The sequence below is a fragment of the Vibrio sp. Y58_MX_L22 genome, assembly GCF_024181865.1.
GTDB lineage: Bacteria > Pseudomonadota > Gammaproteobacteria > Enterobacterales > Vibrionaceae > Vibrio > Vibrio alginolyticus.
The window spans coordinates 1-22030 of record NZ_JAMZAN010000001.1; the positions used below are offsets into that span (position 1 = coordinate 1).

Below are 22030 nucleotides of genomic sequence, written 5' to 3' on the forward strand. Positions count from 1 at the left end.
TCACCGTGAATGCGGTGAACGACGCGCCTGTGGTTGAAAGCAGCATTGCAGACCAAGCCTTGGCGGAAGACTTTACGCCATACAGCATCGATCTAAATACCGCTTTCAGCGATGTGGATAACGTGGATGGCGATCTGAGCTTCAGCGTTTCTGGTAATAGCAACATTAAAGTGGCGATCGTCAATGGCATTGCTACGTTCACTCCAACCGCGGACTGGAACGGCTCAGAAACCCTAGCGTTTACGGCTACCGATCCAAGCGGTGAAAGCGTCAGCCAAACGGTGAACTTCACGGTAGCGCCTGTGGCGGACATCGTGGCAGATAAAGCGACGGTTGTGGAAGACACACCAACCATCATTAAGGTTTTAGGTAACGACACGTTCGAAGGCGACGATAAAGTGGTGTCGCTGGATACCAACAATGGACCAGCGAACGGCACGGTCTCGGTCAACCCGGACGGCAGCGTGACTTACACGCCAAACGACAACTTCCACGGTACAGACAGCTTCACCTACATCGTCATGTCCGGTGGGGTATCGGAGTCCACCACGGTGAACGTCGATGTCACACCAGTCAATGACGCGCCAGTGGCAAAAGATGATACCGCTGTTACTGACGAAGACACGCCAGTGACAATTGATGTTCTGCCAAACGACACCGACATTGATGGCGATACGTTAAGCATTGATTCGGCGTCTGTGCCGAGTGACCAAGGTAAAGTCGAAATTATTGATGGAAAACTGGTCTTCACACCGGCTGAGAACTTCCATGGCGATGCTGAAATCACTTACACCGTGACCGATGGTGCACTGACTGACCAAGCGACGGTCAATGTCACTGTGAATGCGGTAAACGACGCGCCTGTGGTTGAAAGCAACATTGCAGACCAAACCTTGGCGGAAGATTTTACGCCATACAGCATCGATCTAAATACCGCTTTCAGCGATGTGGATAACGCCGATGGTGAGTTAACGTTTAGTGTCTCTGGCAACAGCAACATTCAAGTGGCGATCGTCAATGGCATTGCTACGTTCACTCCAACCGCAGACTGGAATGGCTCAGAAAACCTAACGTTTACGGCTACCGATCAAAGCGGAGAAAGCGTCAGCCAAACGGTGAACTTCACGGTAGCGCCTGTGGCTGACATTGTGGCAGACAACGCGACGGTTGTGGAAGACACGCCGACCATCATCAAGGTCTTAGATAACGACACGTTCGAAGGCAACGATAAAGTGGTGTCGCTCGATAGCAATAACGGTCCAGCCAACGGCACGGTCTCGGTCAACCCGGACGGCAGCGTCACTTACACGCCAAACGACAACTACCACGGTACAGACAGCTTCACCTACATCGTCACGTCCGGTGGGGTATCAGAGTCCACCACGGTGAACGTCGATGTGACGCCAGTAAATGACAAGCCTGACAGTGAGGACTTTACGCATGTGACTGACAAGCCTGTGACGCAAGTTGTATTTGATACTGATACGAAACCTTTAGGTGATGGCGACTCTCAGGATCATATAGCGGATATTGAAGATGACTTAAATGGCAACGACTTGCATGTGCAGATTACTGAACTACCGACCTCAGGAACATTGTTCTTCAGAGATAACAACGGTGAACTGCATGAAATAAAAGAAGTCAGTGACACTCTTTATGAAAAAGATAGCCTTTACTATGAAGCTGATAATGTGGGTTTCTTATTAGGTATCAAGGATCGCCCAGATACACCAAATAGTTCCGAGTCTACAACAGATTTCAATAATTGGGGGCTAAGTGAGGACGGAGGTCCATCACACTCCCGTACTGAGCATTTAGTTAATGGTTCCTCCATCACTATATCTTCTGATAGTGGTGAACTTGCTCAATACAACCGCCAAGTGTCACATATCGGAAACGGTATTGCTGACAATGATGGGCAGGGTATTGAGAAAGGCGAGACAATTACGATCGATTTGTCTAATAACCCTGTGGGCAGCGTAAACCTTGGCTTAGATGGATTAGGTGGATTGTTTGATTACGGTGATGACAACGCTGCGCTTATTACGGTTACGTATTTAGATTCAAATAATATCGAACAGACTCAAACGTTCGAGTTCTTGAAGCCTGAAGGCAACTTCATGCTATTCCAAGAAACAAGCGTTGGTTTTGGGCAGGAACTAGCTCTTCCTGAAGGTTCGGTCATTACTCAGTTAGATTTTTCTACGAAAAATGAAGGGAACTGGGAGTTACGTTATGTAGAAGGTATTCCTGCCGGAGATAGCTTTGGATATGTGGCAGTCGATTCTGAAAGTGGAGTTAGTGATCCGTCTACGGTCAATATCGTTAACGAAATACTAGATGGTAATGTTGCGGAAAATGGACCTGTGGTGGAGAGCATTGCAGGTGTTACTGTTGTTGAGGGTGACGATGTCACGTTTTCTGTTTCTCTAAATAACGCGACAGATCAGACCGTTAAGTATCAAGTGGATTTCTCTGCAGAGGGTTCTAGTGTGAGCTCTCAAGACATTGATTTGTCGAACGCAACTTTTACTAATGGCGTGAAGTATTTGGGTGGATACCTTATTGTTCCAGCCGGAGTGAATGGCTTTGAGATTACCATTCCAAGTATTGATGATCAGTTGGTTGAATCAACAGAGAGTCTTGTGATTAAAGTCGGAGATGTATCTGGCGTTGGCTATATTGATGATAATGATGTTCCGCCAGCAGTTCAAAGCAACGAAATTTCCGGATTAGAAGACGAAGCTATTGTTATAACACTAGAACATTTAGGCATCGTTGATAGTAGTATAAGTGTTGAGTTTGACACTTCTGCTCTAAATGGCTCACTGCAAGTGAAAGGTTCTGATGGTTGGGAAGAGGTTTCTGGCAGTGTGCTCGCTTCTGATATCGAAAATGGTCTTGTTCGCTATGTTCCTGCTGAACATGAATCTGGTGCAGATGTTTTCGATAAAGATGGTGTTGGGAACGGCTTGGATACTTACGAGCAGATTCATTTCACGGTTAGTGATGGCAATTCTTCTGCTTCAGGTACGTTGAGTATCGACATAGAGCCTGTCGCGGACCCAATTAAGATTGACCTTACTTTCGGTCCAGTAACGTCTGTACCTGTGACACTAGGCGGAAGCTGGTCTACAGACGAAGAACTTAAAGATCTGCTTGAGGCAAGTAATTTACCAGGGCTTGACTTTGAACATGTGGTGACACAAACGTTTAATAACGGACATGTTGGTAATGACTTAATGCTAAGCGGTGACACTGAATCGCCACTGAGCTTTGTCGGAGATCAACAAGCAGGTGCGAACGTTGATGCTCAAGGCAGTGATATCTTTGTGACTGGAGGAGGTAATGATTCTATCTATGGCGGTATTGGTTCATTAGATGATCAAGCGGAGACGGACACAGTTGTTTACTCTGGCAAGTTGTCTGATTACAACTTCAACTATTACCCTGCATCTGACCACTCAGAGGTCCCGTATTGGATTGTCGAAGATAGCCGATTTATTGATACAAAAGATGTTGTTTCGAGCACTCATAAAGAGTCGGGTGACCACCTTTATGAAATTGAACAACTTATCTTCCAAGATGCCATTATCAAGCTAAATAACAACACAGGAGAGTATGTTGTACTTACAGAGCAGCAAGTCTCTTTTGACCTGAACCTTGATCTTATCGATGTGGATGGAAGTGAGTCATTCATTAACGATAGCGTCACCTTAACGGGAATTCCTTCAGGGCTAACATTAGAGGTGAATGGCAAAACGGTTACTGAAAACAGCGATGGTTCTTACACGGTTGACCTTTCAAGTGAACCAAATCAAACCAGTCATCAACTAAGCGGTACGATTACTGTACCAGCCGATTACAATGGTTCGTTAGATTTTGATGTAACAGCGGCGGCAGGAAGTGTTGAAGTTAATAACAATACTCAAATGGGAACGGACACGGCTTCTGTTTCAGTTCGAGATTATGATTTTGTTTCCGGTACGCATGGTGATAACAAGATAGCTGGATCTGATAGCAATGATGTGATTGTTGGCGATGTTCAAGGATTACAGATTGTCGAGGGGCAGGACTACAACATTGCTTTTATGCTCGATACATCAGGCAGCATGGGTTACGACGTTGGTCTAGCGCTAGGTGAGTTAAAAACAGTACTGAATACTCTTACCGAAAGTGCTAGTGGCCCTCATTCGGGCAAAGTGAACGTTTTATTGACCACATTTGCTACTGGGAGCTCTCAGGTACTTGAATTAGATTTGAGTGCTGACAACGCAACATCGCAAATAGAGTCTACATTGGATGCAATTTTACAAATCGGTGATGGTAATACAAATTATGAAGCCGGGTTCCAATCTGCACTAGACTGGTTTGCTAATGCCGATAGTGGCGCAACAAACCTAAGTTATTTCATATCTGATGGTCAACCAAACCAAGCTACGGATAACAATACGAGTTGGTTTAGTGGTTGGGAGGGTGTCGTACTTGGCGTGTCAGAACAAAAGTTAGTGACGCTAGCGGATGTTTTGCCAAGTGATTACAGGTTTGGTGATACAGTCACATACAACAATAAAACAATCATAGATTTTCGCGGGGCGGTGTATTCGCTCTCTACTGGTGAACAGGTGGGGAGAATGCTTAACTCATATGTCTATGATGATTATGGAAATAATGTTCTATCTCAAGCGAATAACGCATATCAAGCATTGGCTGAATTTAGTGAGGTTCGTTCGATAGGTCTTGGTCGCTACTTAGATGAAGATTCGTTAGAAAACTTCGACTCTGATGGTGTAGTAAGAGCTAACATAGATGTAAACCAACTAGCAGAAGTGATCCTTGGTAAGGAAGTTTCATTGATGCAAGGCAAAGATGAGATTAACAGCCTTGATGGAAATGACATTATTTTTGGTGATGCCATGCGTTTCGACGTCGATGGTGAGCAAGGAGTTTCCGCGCTACAAAACTACGTAGCATCTCAACTAGGTAAGGATGTTTCGTTAGTTACGAAAGAAGAAGTTCATCACTACATTACTGAAAACCAAGCAGAATTTGAACAGTCTCGTTATTACGACCAAGCAGACACCATCTCTGGTGGTTCAGGTGATGATATTTTGTTTGGACAAGGCGGTGACGACAAGCTGTTCGGTGGTGCAGATAATGATATTTTAATTGGTGGTTTCGGCAATGATATTTTGACAGGGGGGGACGGTGAAGACATCTTTAAATGGATTGATGTGTCCAATGAACGCGACACTGTCACTGACTTCAATAAAGATGAAGACACTCTAGACTTCTCTGATCTCTTTGATGACTTATCTAAAGATGAAATTGGAGAGCTTCTTAATGATCTTCAATCAGGTGATCATACTGGTGATGTCGGAGAGTATCACGTAGAAGTAGCACCAGATGGCAGCTCTGAGGCAAACCTGAGTATTACAAAAGGGAGCTCGACATTGGACATCCATTTTGACGGTGCAAGTGTTGATGATGTGACTCAAAGCTTGATTGCAAGTTTAGAGGCGCAATACAAAGATATGTAGTGGCGTTACCATTTAGGTAAAATTGAAAATCAAAAAAGGTCTAGCAATTTGCTAGACCTTTTATTTTTACGTTCTGTTTATGGTTGTGTTAGCTTTTTGGAAGTGTAGTGAAAACGGTCCATTCTTTCTTAACTTCACCCTTGTGACCAATCACTGTTGCGGTTACTCGACGGTTTAGTGCGTGACTCACTTGGTCGGTGCCTTGTGTTGCAAGCACTGTGTCGCCATAGCCCACAATGGTAACTCTATCCCCACTAATACCATTCATCATGAGTTCTTTTCTAACGTTCTTAGCCCGGCGCTTGGATAAGTCGAGATTGTGTTCTGCAGTACCAGTGCGACTAGCATAGCCCTGAATCTCGATAGACGTATTTGGGTACTCTTTCAAGAAATCGGACAACTCACGAATTTGTTGCGTAAAGATAGGGTTTATAACATCGGAATCGTTCGCAAATAGGACTCGAATTTGCATTTCTTGTGAGGAGTCGACATACGAGCCGCAACCATCGTTATCTATCTCGGCACCTAAAGGGGTACCCGGACACAAATCGCGCTCGTTAATAACGCCGTCTGAGTCATCATCTATGTGATCAGCCCACTGATCGGCAATTGGCGTATCGATGTAATCATACTCATCGCCTTTATCGGATGAGCTGCATGCCGAAATCATCAATGAGAGTGCAATAAGAGTTATGTGTTTCATAATTAATACTCCACTTCTTCTAGCCATTCTTTAGGCATTTCGACCCTTAATGCACTCAACAGTTGACCTGTTGCGTTCATCACTCGATATTTGGCGTACTGCTCTGCGTATTTAGAATCTAAGTAGTCTTTACGTGCCTCAAAGAGCTCGTTTTCAGTGTTCAATAGATCAAGCAGTGTTCGTTTACCGATGCGATATTGCTTCTCGTAAGCAATTACGGTCTCAGACGCAGAGTCAACATGATCTGACAGAAACTCTTTTTGTTGTAATGTTAAATCAAGCGCACTCCAAGAAAGTCTTAACCCTTCTTCAACATTGCGATAGGCACCTTCACGCAAGTCTTTTGCTTTATTTAGCTGGTAGGCGAAGTTTTCTGAGTTCGCTGCATCACTGCCGCCATTAAACAGGTTGTAGCGTAGACGCAGCATGGCAAGTGTCTCATCACTGCGACCTTTTAAACCATCAGCGTCGTCACGCCATGTTTGCGAAGCTTCAATGGAAATGGTTGGGTAGTTAACACCTTTAGACTGTTTGTATTGAAACTTAGCCGAGTCTACGTCTGCGAGCGCCACTTGAATAACGGGATGCAGTTCAAATGCCAAGCCTACCGCTTCATCAACTGTGTACGGAATAAAGTTTTGGTCCGCTCTCGGAAAGATTAGCCCTTGCGGTGTTTGACCGACTAAACGAGTGAACATCGTGTGAGAGTCATACAGGTTATTTTGAGCAGCGGCTAAGTTGCCGTGTGCTTTTGCCAAACGTGCTTCTACTTGCGTTAAGTCAGCGGTAGAGCCGATACCCGAGTTGACTCGTTTTTTAATGTCATCGTAGATATCTTTGTGAACAGCCAGGTTGTTTTCAGACAGCTTGAGTATTTCGTAAGCTTTTACAGCGTCTAGATACACTTTGGTGACTTCAAGTGCTTTATCCGATGCGTCGGCCAAAAGTTGAAATCTTACTGATTCAGCATCCGCTGCAGTTCGGTCGATATCATTAAGAGTCGCACTGCCGTCCCAGATAAGTTGGGTTAGTGTCACCGATGCTTCTTTTCGAGTGTAATCTGTATCTCCACGTCCCACCTCGTCAGAAGGGTCTAATCCTTCATACCCAATACCCGCATCTAGATCAATAGAGGGCAAGTAAGCACCCGAAGATGCTTCATTTACGTATTTTCGGCTCGTAAATTCATTAAATGCACTCTTAATGTCAGGGTTGTTTTTTAACGTCAATGCCACGGCTTGCTCTAAAGTTTGACCGAAAACGGGTATAGACACCATTAAACTACAGCAGCAAGCAATATTTAGTCGGTTCCATTTCACGGTATTTCTCCTAAAAATTCGTGTTGCTTTTTGCTATTTCATCTCATAACTGAGACGAAACATCATAAATAACAGTGCTTGAGTAAGGGATTTATCAACCTACTGTTAAAACAAAGCTTTTGTTTCAAAAATCCAAGATTTCGCCTTTTAAAACCTTAGCACATATGTCGAATGTTGCTTAGCAACATAGCAAGTTTAGCTCGGAGAAAAGCTTGAATTCTTAATATCATAGCGTTTCACGGCCTGTGTCACTCTGCGCTTTTTTGTAACTCTGCCCCTAGAGTTATCAAACGTCCTACAAGCTACACATACAACGAAAATATGATGATTTTGACTAAACTATAGACGTAAATGTAGGGGTGACAAACTTTTGACTTGGTTTGAAGTGGGGCGAGGTAGATATGGAACGTGTAACTTTTAGCTCATTGGCGGGCAACATTGTCGTTATCGGGTTGGACGGTGAGATTAGGACTTTAGGTCAGGGTCAACTACCTCAACCAGGAGAGTTAATAATCGATGAAGTATCAGATACTTCTGAACTTGTTATCGAGCAGGTGACACCACAAGGAAGTTCAATAAATGTAACTGATGATATCACTGCGTTAATTGAAGCAATTGCGAGTGGGGAAGACCCGACTGAGCTGGGTGAAGAGTTTGAACCTGCTGCAGGTGAAGGAAACGGGTCTAGCCCACAGAATACGGGAGCTATAGATCGCACAGGTGCTGAATTACTCGCCAGTACCAATTTTGAGACAGTGGGAACTGACGGAACAGGATTTTCAAGTACTCAGGTAGAGACGCTACTCGATATTCTCCAAATACAACCACCAGAACCAACAGCAACCCCCATTCCTGCAACGATAATTGTTCAGGAAATATCCAGTCCGACTATCAACGAAGGTGATCAGGTTGTATTCGATATTACTTTAAACCAAGCAACAGAGGACAATACTGATGTCACTTTGTCGCTACTTGATGGTACCGCAACTGGCGGTTCAACTGACGAGAGCGGAAGTGACTACGTTAATGAGCGTGTTCTCATAACATTTTCTGATGGTACAACGGAAGAAATCTTGGTTGATGATAACGGTACTTTTACAGTCTCGGTCCCATTAGGTGAAAGCGGGTTTACGGTTTCTCTCGGCTCTATAGATGACTCTATATTCGAAGGCCCAGAAACGTTTACGCTTTCTGGCACAACAGAAGAACAAAATACACCTGCAACCGGGGTGGCAACCATTGTTGATGATGGTAGTGGGCCAGGTTTAAGTCCTGATGATGATCGCCCAACGGTAACGATGAGCGATGCAGGGATAGTTAATGAGGGTGAAACGGCTAGCTTTAAAGTGTCGTTATCTAATCCATCAGCTATAGATGTTGAGGTTGAACTGACTCTCAACTTAGGTGACACCGAAGCCGGTGACTTAGGTCTCTTAGAATACAACACGGGAAGTGGTTGGGTTGCAGTGCCAAACGATGGCGTGGTGACGGTGCCTGCAGGGCAAACCGAGTTTGATGTGCGTATCGCTTCCATTGATGACGCGGTGTACGAAGGCCCAGAAGATTTCAGCGTGACGGTGACTGGCATTGGGGCAGTGCAAGGCAGCGATACCGGTACGGCAACGATAGTGGATGACGGCAGTGGTCCAGGCCCCGATCCGGATGATGACCGCCCGAATGTGACTATTACCGATGCTGGCACCATCAATGAGGGTGAGACAGCGAATTTCAAAGTGACGTTGTCGAACGCCTCCGAGTCTACAGTTCAACTCGAGCTTGGCCTCAACTTAGGTGACACCGAAGCCGGTGACTTGGGCACCTTAGAATACAACACGGGAAGCGGTTGGGTTGCAGTACCAAATGATGGTGTGGTGACGGTGCGAGCAGGGCAAACCGAGTTTGATGTGCGCATTGCTTCTATTGATGATGCCGTTTATGAAGGCCCTGAAGATTTCAGTGTGACAGTAACTGGTATTGGCGCGGTGCAAGGCAGCGATACAGGTATGGCAACGATAGTGGACGACGGTAGTGGTCCAGGACCTGATCCGGATGATGATCGTCCAAGCGTGACTATTACCGATGCTGGCACCATTAATGAGGGTGATACGGCGAACTTCAAAGTCACCTTATCGAACGCCTCTGAAGCGGAAACGCAAGTGGAGTTGGGTCTTAATCTCGTCGATACCGAAGCCGGTGACTTAGGCACCTTGGAATACAACACAGGCTCCGGTTGGGTTGCAGTGCCAAACGATGGCGTGGTAACGGTGCCAGCTGGGCAAACTGAATTTGATGTGCGTATTGCTTCCATTGATGACGCGGTGTACGAAGGCCCAGAAGGTTTCAGTGTCACGGTAACTGGCATTGGGGCAGTACAAGGCAGCGATACGGGTACGGCAACGATAGTGGATGACGGCAGTGGTCCAGGCCCTGATCCGGATGATGACCGCCCGAATGTGACTATTACCGATGCTGGCACCATCAATGAGGGTGAGACCGCGAACTTCAAAGTGACGCTATCGAACGCCTCCGAGTCTACAGTTCAAGTCGAGCTAGGCCTGAACTTAGGTGACACCGAAGTTGGAGACTTAGGCACCTTAGAATACAACACAGGCTCCGGTTGGGTTGCAGTGCCAAACGATGGCGTAGTAACGGTGCCAGCTGGGCAAACTGAGTTTGATGTGCGTATCGCTTCCATTGATGACGCCGTTTATGAAGGCCCTGAAGACTTCAGTGTGACGGTGACTGGCATTGGGGCGGTACAAGGCAGCGATACGGGTACAGCAACGATAGTGGACGACGGCAGTGGCCCTGGTCCCGATCCGGATGATGACCGCCCGAATGTGACCATCACTGACGCTGGCACGATTAATGAGGGTGATACGGCGAACTTCAAAGTGACGCTGTCGAATGCCTCCGAGTCCACTGTTCAAGTCGAGCTAGGTCTCAACTTGGGTGACACTGAAGCCGGTGACTTAGGTACCTTAGAATACAACACGGGAAGTGGTTGGGTTGCAGTACCAAATGATGGCGTGGTGACCGTGCCAGCCGAGCAAACCGAATTTGATGTGCGTATCGCTTCCATTGATGACGCTGTTTATGAAGGCCCTGAAGATTTCAGTGTGACAGTAACTGGCATTGGGGCAGTACAAGGCAGTGATACGGGGACGGCGACGATAGTGGATGACGGCAGTGGCCCGGGCCCTGATCCGGATGATGACCGTCCGAATGTGACCATCTCTGACGCTGGCATCATTAATGAAGGTGAAACAGCTAACTTCAAAGTGACGCTGTCGAACGCGTCTGAAGCGGAAACGCAGGTGGAACTGGGTCTTAATCTTGGTGATACCGAAGTTGGAGATTTGGGCACCCTAGAATACAACACGGGAAGTGGTTGGGTTGCAGTGCCAAACGATGGCGTGGTGACGGTGCCAGCAGGGCAAACCGAGTTTGATGTGCGCATCGCTTCTATTGATGACGCGGTGTACGAAGGCCCAGAAGATTTCAGCGTGACGGTGACTGGCATTGGCGCAGTGCAAGGCAGCGATACCGGTACGGCAACGATAGTGGATGACGGCAGTGGTCCAGGCCCCGATCCGGATGATGACCGCCCGAATGTAACTATTACCGATGCTGGCACCATCAATGAGGGTGAGACAGCGAATTTCAAAGTGACGTTGTCGAACGCCTCCGAGTCTACAGTTCAAGTCGAGCTTGGCCTCAACTTAGGTGACACCGAAGCCGGTGACTTGGGCACCTTAGAATACAACACGGGAAGTGGTTGGGTTGCAGTGCCAAACGATGGCGTGGTGACGGTGCCAGCAGGGCAAACCGAGTTTGATGTGCGCATTGCTTCTATTGATGATGCCGTTTATGAAGGCCCTGAAGATTTCAGTGTGACAGTAACTGGTATTGGGGCGGTACAAGGCAGCGATACGGGTACAGCAACGATTGTGGATGACGGCAGTGGTCCAGGGCCTGATCCTGATGATGACCGTCCAAGTGTGACTATTACGGATGCTGGCACCATTAATGAGGGTGAGACAGCGAACTTCACAGTCACCTTATCGAACGCGTCTGAAGCGGAAACGCAAGTGGAGTTGGGCCTTAATCTTGGCGATACCGAAGTTGGAGATTTGGGCACCCTAGAATACAACACGGGAAGCGGTTGGGTCACAGTGCCAAACGATGGCGTGGTGACGGTGCCAGCCGAGCAAACCGAATTTGATGTGCGCATTGCTTCCATTGATGACACCGTTTATGAAGGCCCTGAAGATTTCAGTGTGACGGTGACTGGCATTGGGGCGGTACAAGGCAGCGATACGGGTACAGCAACGATTGTGGATGATGGCAGTGGCCCTGGACCTGATCCTGATGATGACCGTCCGGTTGTTGCGGCAATTAGTGATACAACCGTAAGCGAAGGTGAGTCTGCTACGTTGGTTGTCACTTTGAGTAACCTAAGCACTACGGATACTCTCGTTAATCTGGCACTTAATGATGGCACAGCAGAGGGAGGGGTAGATTACACCAAATCGTCTGTTACTGTTACCTATGCAGATAGTTCATCAGACGTTATCCCTGTGAACCCTGATGGTACATTTAATGTGTCCGTACCAGCTGGTGATATGACCTTTGACATTGTGATAAGTACCACCGACGATGAGCTGTTCGAAAGCGATGAAAATTTCACATTAATTGGACAGACCGAGATACAAACAACTCCGGTTACAGGCACGGTAACGATTCTTGATAACGATACAGTCAGCGTTGCCTCTATTTCTAGTGAAGTGGTTAATGAAGGTGAACCTATCATTTTTGATGTTACTTTAAGTAACCCTAGTGATAGTGAAAGTTTGGTCAATATGGTGCTCGCTGATGGTAGCGCAGAGGGGGGCATAGACTACATCAATACATCGGTTACAGTTACCTATGCGGATAACTCAACAGATGTCATTACTGTCAACGCAAACGGAACATTTGATGTTTCAGTTCCCGCGAACGACGTCTCATTCAGCGTCACAGTCAATACTATTGATGATGACCTATTCGAAGGCGCAGAGACTTTAACACTCTCGGGTAAAACTGCCACTCAAATTACATCTGCAATAGGTACAGGGACTCTTCTTGATGATGGTTCGGGGCCAGGACCAGATCCTGATGATGACCGCCCGACTGTAGCAGCGATTACGGATGCCATAGTTAGTGAAGGTGAGCTGGCAACGCTTGAAGTCACTTTAAGCAATGCAAGTACCACAAACACCGTTGTTAATATGACATTAGCAAATGGGACAGCTGAAGGAGGTTCGGATTATACAAATACGACAGTAACCGTTACCTACGCTGATAGTAGTACCGATGTTATTTCAGTGAACCCAGATGGTACGTTTGATGTCATTGTACCAGCGTTAGACACAACATTTAGCGTTACTATGGTGACGTTAAACGATGATATTTATGAGGGTGATGAGAACTTTACATTATCCGGTGCCACTACTGTGCAAACAACTGCTGCTGTCGGTACCGTAACGATTAACGATAATGCAGACATACCAACTGTCACTGAAATTACGGATATTCAAGTGGTGGAAGGTAACGATGCGAAATTTAACGTTACACTGAGTAATGCAAGTGCGGTTGCGATTATGGTTAGTATGTCTCTCTTAGACGGAACCGCTGTCGCTGGAGATGATTTTAACGCTACGAGTGTGACCATTACTTATGCTGATAACACGACGGAAGTTATTGCGGTAAACCCTGATGGAACGTTTGATGTCTCCGTACCTGCGAGTGATACTAACTTTAGTGTTACGGTAAACACTGTTGAAGACCAGATTTATGAATCTTCAGAAAACTTTGTTTTAACTGGTTCGATTCAAGGGCAATCACCTGCAGCGTCAGGCCTTGGTACGATTATTGATGATGACAATACACCTCCGACAGTAGAAGACTTTGGCATTTCGGTTGACCTTAGTGTGGGAGGAGACGCTTTAATTGACTTTGCACCACATGCGCAAGACTTTGAAGATGACTTTGATCTTCAAGATGATAAAGAAACGAGCATCTGTGTCACGACGCTTCCAGACTATGGCTATCTCTATTACTTGGATGATCAGAACAATGAAGTCATATTGGACATTGGTGATGTGATTCCAGAAACTACGGAAGTCAGATATGCACTAACGGAAGATTTCTTTGATGAGCAAAGCTTTGATTCCCAAGATTTACTCGATGAATTTTCTAAAGACTTCATTGCCGATTCAGTCGATGTTAACGGTTTAAGTTTCTTTGGAGGAACCATTGATGGTAATGGTGACTTTGTCAATAATGCTCAAATCAAGGTTGACTTTGCCGCTCAGCAGGTAGGTTTAGTCGTAGTATCTCCGGGCGAAACTGGCCAAGGGGATGAAATTAGTACGAGTGAGTTCATTGCCATTGAATTAGATGAAGGGCTTGAAGCTAAAGAAGCAAGGTTAAACCTAGCAAGCTTGAATGATAGGTTTAACAGTGGCGGCGCTTGGATTCAAGCATACTTTTATATGGGCGATACTCTTGTTGATATACAAACCATACAGACCAGTGACATCGTATTTACTGGTAATCAAGAAGGTTACGCTGACGTATCGCTAAGTAATGGCAGTTTTGATGAGATTCGCTTGTTCCCTGAAACAGACAGTTCAAGTGATAAAGCCAGCTTTACTCTAGTTGGTACTCAGATTACAAGTTTTAATAATGTAAACGACTCGTTTGATTACAAAGCGATTGACTCAGATGGTTTAGAAAGCGATACCACTGCAACCGTTGATATTGATTTTAACAATGTCTCTTTTGAAACAGTGACCGCTTTCGGTACACAGACTGCTTCGTTACAGCAAGAGCCTAATATCATCATGGGAACAGACCAAGATGATGTTCTTGTAGGCACCGATGGTAATGATATTCTAATTGGTGGTCTAGGTAATGATATTTTGACTGGTGGCGGAGGTGATGACATCTTCAAGTGGACAGAGATGCAATCCGCAATTGACACCGTGACGGATTTCAGTGACGGGGATCAGCTCGATTTTACCGATGTATTTGATGATATGAGTGGTACTGATATTTCCACATTACTTGATGATCTCGGCTCGGGCGATTATCACGGAAGCGTGGATGATATCACGGTGGCGGTGACTGAAAGTGGAGGTAACTCAACTCTGACCATAAATAAAGATGGACAACAGTTGGAGGTTAATTTTGACGGAGCTTCTGCTTCTGATATTGCCAATAGTTTGATTTCTAATCTTGAACAATTACGAGAGTAAATGATTCAAAATGAAAAACGGAGCGAAAGCTCCGTTTTTCATTTAGTAATGCAGTAAGTTCAGGCAATAATTAAAGCACTTTACATGCAAAACCTTTTAAGTAGAAACCTTCTGGGTATGCTGTATCGGTTGGGTGGTCAGCAGCTTGTTCAAAGCGCTCCACAAACTTTACTTGGCGGTTAGCATCTACGGCTGCGTCAGCAATGATTTTCTGGAACAAAACTTGATCCATCAAGCCAGAGCACGAGTAGGTCAGTAGCGTACCGCCAGGTTTTAGGATTTGCATTGCTAGCATGTTGATGTCTTTGTAACCACGACATGCGCCGTTTAGTTGGGCTTTACTGTCTGCAAACTTAGGTGGATCCATGATAACCACATCGAACTGAGTTCCTTGGTCACGATACTCACGAAGCAGTTTAAACACGTCTGCGTTTAGGAACACGGCGCGCTTCTTCGAGATATCAAATTCATTCAGTTCTGCGTTGAACTTCGCAGTGTCTAGAGCAGGTTGTGATACGTCAGCGTTTATTACACGCTTTGCATCACCTTTCAGAGCGTAAAGTCCGAAGCCACCTGTGTAAGAGAAGCAGTTAAGAACTTCCTTGCCTTTCACATATTTCATCGCTTGCTGGCGGCTATCACGTTGATCTAGGTAGAAACCTGTTTTGTGCCCGCCAACGATATCTACACTAATCTTTACGCCATTTTCTTCGATGACGACTGATTTAGGTGGCTCTTCGCCGTGCAAGACGCCTGTGATCTCTTTTAAACCTTCTTTTTTACGAACGGCCACGTCAGAGCGCTCGTACACATTACAATCAGGGAAGCACTCAACCAGAGCGTCAACAATAGCCTGCTTATTGTGTTCTGCGCCAGCACTGAGAAGTTGGCACACAAAGAAACTTTGGTAACGGTCGATCGTAACGCCTGGTAAGCCGTCAGACTCTGCTGCGATAAGGCGATAACCCGTAAGGCCATCACGTTCGATAATGTCTTCACGAAGAAGTTGTGCGTCTTTAAGTCGTTTAACGAAAAACGCGGTGTCGATTTCTTCTTTATCAAAACTCCAAATACGAGCACGAATTTGTGAAGCTGGCGAATATGCCGCCTTAGCTAGCCATTTACCGTCGTGAGTGAATACATCAACCGTTTCGCCAAGAGCAGGTTCGCCCTCAACTTTGTTGATGCCTCGAGAGAAGATCCAAGGGTGCTTGCGCTTGACCGATTTCTCGCGACCTTTAACCAAATAGATAGCAGCTGTCATTTCATTAGCTCTTGTTGAATTTTGAAAGGGGCGTATTGTCCGGGATGTGAATGGTAAAAGCAATATCCCTCAGCAATCCAGTACATTGTAGTGACTTTTAAATACAAAAAAGGTCACTAAAGTGACCCTTTTATTTGAATTTGCTGTAACAGATTCCGTTGCTATGCTTTAAGTCCAGTAAGTAGAGCTTCCATTGTGTCGCTTTGCTTACGCAGTTGATCAACGTTTTGTGAAGTCGTGCTTATCATATTGCACACGTTATCTGCTTGAACTCGAATTTCTTCAACGCTTGAGGCGATATTGTCCGCGACTACACCTTGCTCTTCAGCTGCTGTTGCAATTTGAATGCTACTGTCGGAGATAGTTTGATTTTTATCTGCCAAAGAGCCGATTTCGTGATTCACTTCCGTCATGAGGTTTTGTCCCTCATTTGCATTATTAACTGTCACTTCCATCAGCTTAGTAAGCGACTGACTGTTACGCTGTAACGATTCGATCATCGTTTGGATTTCAACTGTCGCTTGCTGAGTGCGTCCCGCAAGAGCGCGAACTTCATCCGCAACGACCGCAAATCCACGACCTTGTTCTCCAGCACGTGCAGCTTCAATAGCCGCGTTCAGAGCAAGTAGGTTGGTTTGCTCGGAGATCCCATTGATGGTTGTCACGACTTCATCAATTTGTGCTGCATTGGCATCTAACTCGGCAACGGCTTGAGACGCAGATTGAATCTCATTAGAAAGGTTCGAAATCGAGTGAAGCGTATTCTCAACTTTCACTTGTCCAGACTGAGCCACGTTACGTGCATCATCGGTTTGCGTGCTTGAATCGTGAGCTAGTGTCGCGACTTCTCGAATCGTTGATGCCATCTGTTCAGTTGCACTCGCAAGAGAGTTGAGGTGTTCCTGCTGAGTCGCTGAAATATCTGAACTGTGATGAATCGATTGATTCAGATCTGAGCTAATTTGTTGCATTAAAGCCACAGACTCTTGAATCGACAGCACCATTTGTTGCTCTCGTTCTGCAACTTTGTCTATCGTAATAGCAATTTCACTAAACTCGTCGCGAACAGGGAAGAAGTTCATTCTCGCAGTTAGGTCGCCACCAGCAAGAGTGTTTAATGCTTTGTTCATCGTGAACATCGCGCCGCCAATAAACGTCATGATGTAGTAAACGCCAAGAGCGAGAATAAACAAGCTCACACAGATGATGCTCACTTGAGTCGTTGATAGGGCAGTCCATAAAGAAAGTTCATGGTTTGCAACCAAGCTGTACGCACCATTTAAAACTGACACGGATTGCGGCCCTGAGCCAATAGAAACGGTTTCTGAACCCGCTATGAGGCTTGCTACTTGAGATTGAGAAAGGTTGCCTGCCTCTATCAGACCTTTCATAAGCATGAGCTCTTCTTGGTACATATTTGAGATCAGTGTATTAGCCGCGCTATTAAGGACGAGTGTGAGAATGACTAAAGCAAGAAGAGGGAGAACGAAGAGCAAATAGAACTTTTCTTGAATCTTTAAGTGAATGAGATACTTATCAATCCAGCGGAATGGAATTTCTTTCATAATTATAATAACCGTGCAAAAACCCACTATCCTTAGTGGGGTGAATAGACGCAAAGAATATATCACTCAGTAAAAAGAAGCGGTACAAAGATGAACGTAAAGTGTGAGAGATTTATAGTAAAAGGTCACGTTCAAGGCGTCGGCTTTCGTTACCATACTTCCCATCAAGGATTGAAGCTAGGGTTAACAGGTTATGCGAAGAACCTAAACAATGGTGATGTTGAAGTGATGGCGTGTGGAACAGACGCGCAAATAGTTGCGTTTTCGGAATGGTTACAAGAAGGACCGCGAACGGCAACAGTAGAGCATGTGATGCAGGAGCCTGCGTCGTATAAGCCGTTACGCGGTTTTAAAATTTTATGAATCTACAAGCATTTAGCTGGCTTTGGTAGGCCGGCTAATTTGGTTGCTTGTTTGGCTGGTCCTTTTTTAAACAGCTTGAATAGATACTTACTGTTACCTTTTTCCGGGCCGTGCGCTTTTTCCATCGCTTTCACAAGCATACGCACTGCAGGGGAGGTATTAAACTCTTCATAAAAGTCTCGCACAAAATGCACAACTTCCAAATGAGCATCCGTAAGCTCGATGTCTTCTTCTTTTGCTAAAAGCTCAATCATACCTTCTTCCCATTGAGTATGATCCAATAAGTAGCCTTGAGCATCCGTTTCAATTTCTTTGCCGTTGTAAACGAACATAACGTTTTATCCGTTAAGTAAACATGGATGTTTATAGATTAGCGACAGCCGAGAATGTTCTCAACAAAAGAATCTCGAAGTCGTATCGAGCGAATCAAAAGCGTACAAAATGGTGAGTGTTTTTGACTGAGCTAGGCACTTTGATATAAATGCTCTTTTATTCAAATAAATAGGAAACTATTCAGTTTGTTAGAAATTTTACGGGGTGAGTACCAACGAAATTGCATGGATATCCAGGCTTATTCATTTTTGTTTTGGTTTTTTCTTGGCTACTTGTCTGATTATGGGATTTTATGGGTGAATGAATAGCTGACAACGTTGTGTTTGTTTTCATAGACCGATATTCTCTTTGATTGATGAAAAGCCTGTATTCAGGTTAGAAACAACAATGATGACAAGGAGTTAGTCATGTCGAAACAACGTTACATTGAGATTAATGACAATGTAAAATCCACTTGGTCCATCGAGCGTATTTGGCAACTTGCAGAATCCTTACCTGTAGAAGAAATTGCGATTGATGATATAAAAGGCCCAAATGAAGTGACTTGGTTTAGTCATGAAGGACCACAGCCAACCTGCCGTGAAATTGCAAAACATTGCCAACGAATCAACAATGCTGATTTGTCGTATCCGGTAATCTTAACCAGTGACTATCGTGTTTTTGACGGTATGCACCGAATCGCCAAGCAAATCATGTTAGGAGAGGAAACGATCAAAGTGAGACGCTTTAGAGAAAATCCAGAAGCTGACGAAGTTATCGAGTTGTCAGTAGAGCAGGCGTAATACACTGAATTGCACACAAAGAAAAAGCCCGAAGGAATTACCTTCGGGCTTTTTTATTCTACTTAACGAGAAACGATTAATCGTCGTTCATAATACCTAGAATGCTTAGTAGGCTGATGAAGATGTTGTAGATTGATACATACAAAGTTACTGTCGCAGAGATGTAGTTTGTTTCACCGCCACGAATAATGCTTTGTGTTGTCATCAGGATCGCCATAGTAGAGAAAATGATAAACAAGCTGCTCAACGCCAAGTGTAAGAGGGTTGATTGAATAAAGAAGCTTGCAATCATGCCCACAACCAGCACAACAAATAGTGATAGCATTAAGCCACCCATCATCGATAGGTCACGTTTCGTTGTTAGTGCGTATGCCGATGCTGCCATGAAAGATAGTGCCGTACCACCGAGTGCGGTTAATACGATATCGCCCATGCCTGCACCAATGTACATGTTTAGAATAGGGCCAACGGTGTAACCTAAGAAGCCAGTAAATAGGAACGTAAACACAAGGCCAAGACTGTTGTTACGGTTTTTCTCTGTTAAGAATAATAGGCCGTAGAAACCAACCAGCATTAGGATGATACCTGGATGTGGAAGGTTAAATGCCATTGCAACGCCAGCAACGACTGCCGACCATAAAAGTGTCATTGAAAGTAGAGCGTAAGTATTACGCAATACTTTGTTCGTTTGTAGAGCACTTTCTTGAGTTGAAGTGCGGGTAAACATTGGACTGTTCATAATCTTCCTCGATAAGAGACTTTCTTTTAAGTACATTTATGGGATTGAAAGTTCAAAAAATCAAGCCCTAACCATACGTAACTTAGATAAAATAATAATAGAAATAAGATGTTATGTATTTGGCAACTTGTAACACAATATTACTGCCTAGCATAGCTATGTTGATTCTTACACAGATTTTTGAATTTAGTAACAAAAAGCACTGGCTTCACAGAAACCAGTGCTTTTTTATGTCGATTCGGCTAAATCTTAGTGGTGTAAGATTTGCGCTAGGAAGTTTTGGGTCCTATCCGATTGAGGATTCTCAAAGAAATCGACCGGGTTGTTTTCTTCGATGATCTCTCCTGCGTCCATGAATATCACGCGATCGGCAACTTCTTTAGCAAAGCCCATTTCATGTGTCACACATAGCATAGTCATGCCTTCCTCGGCGAGTTCGACCATTACATCCAGTACTTCGCGAACCATTTCCGGGTCGAGTGCAGATGTTGGCTCATCAAAAAGCATGACTTTAGGGTTCATACACAAAGAGCGAGCAATCGCCACACGTTGTTGCTGACCACCAGACAACTGACCGGGATACTTCTCCGCTTGGTCTGGAATTTTTACACGTTCCAGATATTTCATCGCAACTGCTTCTGCCTCATCTTTTGGCATCTTCTTCACCCAGATAGGCGCGAGCGTACAGTTTTCCAGTACGGTTAAATGAGGGAAGAGATTAAAGTGTTGAAAGCACATGCCCACTTCTCGGCGCACTGCTTCAATGTTCTTTAAGTCTTCAGTTAATTCCGTACCAGAGACGTAAATGCTGCCTGCTTGGTGCTCTTCAAGACGGTTAATACAGCGAATCATCGTTGATTTTCCCGACCCTGATGGACCACAGATAACGATTTTCTCGCCGCGCTTAACGTCGAGGTTAATATTTTTTAGTACGTGAAACTCACCATACCATTTATTCATGTCCTTCAATTGGATCATGTAGTCTTGTTGTTGCGTCATAATACGTCCTTGATCTTGATGAGTTATCGTTTGTGACCGGTATGAAGTTTGTTTTCAAGCCATATCGAATAGCGCGACATGCCAAAACAAAATACCCAAAACACTAACGCGACAAATACATAACTTTCTGTAGCAAAACCTAACCATTCAGGGTCGGTGTTTGCTGCTTGCCCTATACCGAGTACGTCAAACATACCAATGATGAGTACCAAACTGGTGTCTTTAAACAAACCGATGAAGGTGTTCACGATAGAAGGAATAGTAATCTTTAGCGCCTGTGGCAAGATAATAAGCCCAGTCTTTTTCCAGTAACTTAACCCAAGCGCATCAGCGGCTTCATATTGACCTTTCGGAATGGCTTGTAGACCACCGCGTACCACTTCTGCCATGTAAGCGGAGGCAAACATAACCACACCTATAAGGGCGCGAATCAGTTTATCTGTCTCTGAACCTTCAGACATAAACAATGGAAGCATAACCGAAGCCATGAACAAAACCGTAATCAGCGGAACGCCACGCCAAACTTCAATGTAGACGGTACAAATGCTGCGAATGATCGGCATCTCTGAACGTCTACCAAGCGCAAGCACCACACCAATTGGCAATGAAACTACGATACCAACTAGCGCAATAATGAGTGTAACGAGTAGTCCACCCCACTTGTGTGTATCGACCACTTCTAGTCCAAAGACACCACCGTATAACAGCCCAGCGATGATGAATGGGTAGATGTTTACGAAGAAAAGCCAAATCCACATCCGTTTCGGTGTCTTCTCATACGCGAGTAAAACAGTAAATATGGCCAATGTGATATAGAAAAGGCGAGGGCGCCATAGTTCGGACTCCGGATAAAAACCATACATGAACTGCTCCCAGCGCACGCTGATAAATACCCAGCAAGCACCATCTCGGCTACAGTCGTCACGCGTTGAGCCAATCCAGTCTGCGTTAATAAACGCCCAATCCACGATATACCATATTGCAGTTACGACAATATACGCAAGAATGACAGTAACAATGGAATTGATAGGGCCATTAAATAGATTTTTCCGCATCCAACCAACGAAGCCTACAGTATTGGCGGGTGGTGGGAGATCCGGTTGAAATTGATGAGTACTCATA

General features: G+C 45.0%; 12 protein-coding genes. 4 read left to right on the forward strand and 8 right to left on the reverse strand.

The genetic code is table 11. The annotated features are described in order from the left end of the window. Window positions 1-14 precede the first annotated feature (14 nt). The gene (locus tag NL626_RS00005; RefSeq protein WP_367618278.1) at window positions 15-5540 is read left to right on the forward strand and encodes a tandem-95 repeat protein; all 5526 of its coding nucleotides are present in this window, start codon (window positions 15-17) and stop codon (window positions 5538-5540) included. Between the two features lie 88 nt (window positions 5541-5628). On the opposite strand, the gene NL626_RS00010 is transcribed toward NL626_RS00005, so the two are convergent. Next, window positions 5629-6243: an OmpA family protein gene (locus tag NL626_RS00010; protein WP_253656866.1), complete on the reverse strand. Its 615-nt coding sequence runs from the start codon at window positions 6241-6243 to the stop codon at window positions 5629-5631. A gap of 2 nt (window positions 6244-6245) precedes the next feature. Continuing rightward, window positions 6246-7562 (reverse strand): TolC family outer membrane protein, encoded by a 1317-nt coding sequence (locus tag NL626_RS00015; protein WP_005389970.1) that lies wholly within the window; start codon window positions 7560-7562, stop codon window positions 6246-6248. A 401-nt stretch (window positions 7563-7963) separates the two neighbouring features. On the opposite strand from NL626_RS00015, the gene NL626_RS00020 reads away from it, so the two are divergent. After that, on the forward strand, window positions 7964-14863 hold the full coding sequence (locus NL626_RS00020; RefSeq protein WP_253656867.1) for a Calx-beta domain-containing protein: 6900 nt from the start codon (window positions 7964-7966) through the stop codon (window positions 14861-14863). A gap of 70 nt (window positions 14864-14933) precedes the next feature. Here the strand turns inward: NL626_RS00020 and NL626_RS00025 are convergent, their stop codons facing one another. Together NL626_RS00025 and NL626_RS00030 are read right to left on the reverse strand one after the other, a co-directional pair. Beyond that, complete coding sequence (locus NL626_RS00025) at window positions 14934-16127, reverse strand: class I SAM-dependent methyltransferase (protein WP_253656868.1); 1194 nt, start codon at window positions 16125-16127, stop codon at window positions 14934-14936. 161 nt (window positions 16128-16288) lie between these two features. Further along, a complete protein-coding gene (locus NL626_RS00030; RefSeq protein WP_031781373.1) occupies window positions 16289-17692 on the reverse strand; it encodes a methyl-accepting chemotaxis protein in 1404 nt (467 codons plus the stop codon). A 90-nt stretch (window positions 17693-17782) separates the two neighbouring features. On the opposite strand from NL626_RS00030, the gene yccX reads away from it, so the two are divergent. Then, on the forward strand, window positions 17783-18055 hold the full coding sequence (yccX, locus tag NL626_RS00035) for an acylphosphatase (protein WP_017634611.1): 273 nt from the start codon (window positions 17783-17785) through the stop codon (window positions 18053-18055). A 2-nt stretch (window positions 18056-18057) separates the two neighbouring features. On the opposite strand, the gene NL626_RS00040 is transcribed toward yccX, so the two are convergent. After that, window positions 18058-18387 carry a TusE/DsrC/DsvC family sulfur relay protein gene (locus NL626_RS00040; protein WP_005377396.1) on the reverse strand — a complete coding sequence of 110 codons (330 nt, stop codon included), beginning with the start codon at window positions 18385-18387 and terminating at the stop codon, window positions 18058-18060. Between the two features lie 408 nt (window positions 18388-18795). Here NL626_RS00040 and NL626_RS00045 point away from each other — a divergent pair, with 408 nt between their 5' ends. Next, a complete protein-coding gene (locus NL626_RS00045) occupies window positions 18796-19170 on the forward strand; it encodes a chromosome partitioning protein ParB (protein WP_138939228.1) in 375 nt (124 codons plus the stop codon). A 76-nt stretch (window positions 19171-19246) separates the two neighbouring features. Here the strand turns inward: NL626_RS00045 and NL626_RS00050 are convergent, their stop codons facing one another. The 3 genes from NL626_RS00050 to NL626_RS00060 form a co-directional block, all read right to left on the reverse strand. Further along, a complete protein-coding gene (locus tag NL626_RS00050) occupies window positions 19247-19909 on the reverse strand; it encodes a Bax inhibitor-1/YccA family protein (protein ID WP_025766607.1) in 663 nt (220 codons plus the stop codon). 249 nt (window positions 19910-20158) lie between these two features. Continuing rightward, on the reverse strand, window positions 20159-20908 hold the full coding sequence (locus NL626_RS00055; protein ID WP_005377400.1) for an amino acid ABC transporter ATP-binding protein: 750 nt from the start codon (window positions 20906-20908) through the stop codon (window positions 20159-20161). A 23-nt stretch (window positions 20909-20931) separates the two neighbouring features. Next, window positions 20932-22029 carry an amino acid ABC transporter permease gene (locus tag NL626_RS00060; RefSeq protein WP_005389988.1) on the reverse strand — a complete coding sequence of 366 codons (1098 nt, stop codon included), beginning with the start codon at window positions 22027-22029 and terminating at the stop codon, window positions 20932-20934. Window position 22030 lies beyond the last annotated feature (1 nt).

Coding starts and splice junctions, on each gene's coding strand:
- NL626_RS00010 (WP_253656866.1), bottom strand. CDS start 6,243: ATGAAACACATAACTCTTATTGCACTCTCATTGATGATTTCGGCATGC.
- NL626_RS00020 (WP_253656867.1), top strand. CDS start 7,964: ATGGAACGTGTAACTTTTAGCTCATTGGCGGGCAACATTGTCGTTATC.
- NL626_RS00025 (WP_253656868.1), bottom strand. CDS start 16,127: ATGACAGCTGCTATCTATTTGGTTAAAGGTCGCGAGAAATCGGTCAAG.
- NL626_RS00030 (WP_031781373.1), bottom strand. CDS start 17,692: ATGAAAGAAATTCCATTCCGCTGGATTGATAAGTATCTCATTCACTTA.
- yccX (WP_017634611.1), top strand. CDS start 17,783: ATGAACGTAAAGTGTGAGAGATTTATAGTAAAAGGTCACGTTCAAGGC.
- NL626_RS00040 (WP_005377396.1), bottom strand. CDS start 18,387: ATGTTCGTTTACAACGGCAAAGAAATTGAAACGGATGCTCAAGGCTAC.
- NL626_RS00045 (WP_138939228.1), top strand. CDS start 18,796: ATGTCGAAACAACGTTACATTGAGATTAATGACAATGTAAAATCCACT.
- NL626_RS00050 (WP_025766607.1), bottom strand. CDS start 19,909: ATGAACAGTCCAATGTTTACCCGCACTTCAACTCAAGAAAGTGCTCTA.
- NL626_RS00055 (WP_005377400.1), bottom strand. CDS start 20,908: ATGACGCAACAACAAGACTACATGATCCAATTGAAGGACATGAATAAA.
- NL626_RS00060 (WP_005389988.1), bottom strand. CDS start 22,029: ATGAGTACTCATCAATTTCAACCGGATCTCCCACCACCCGCCAATACT.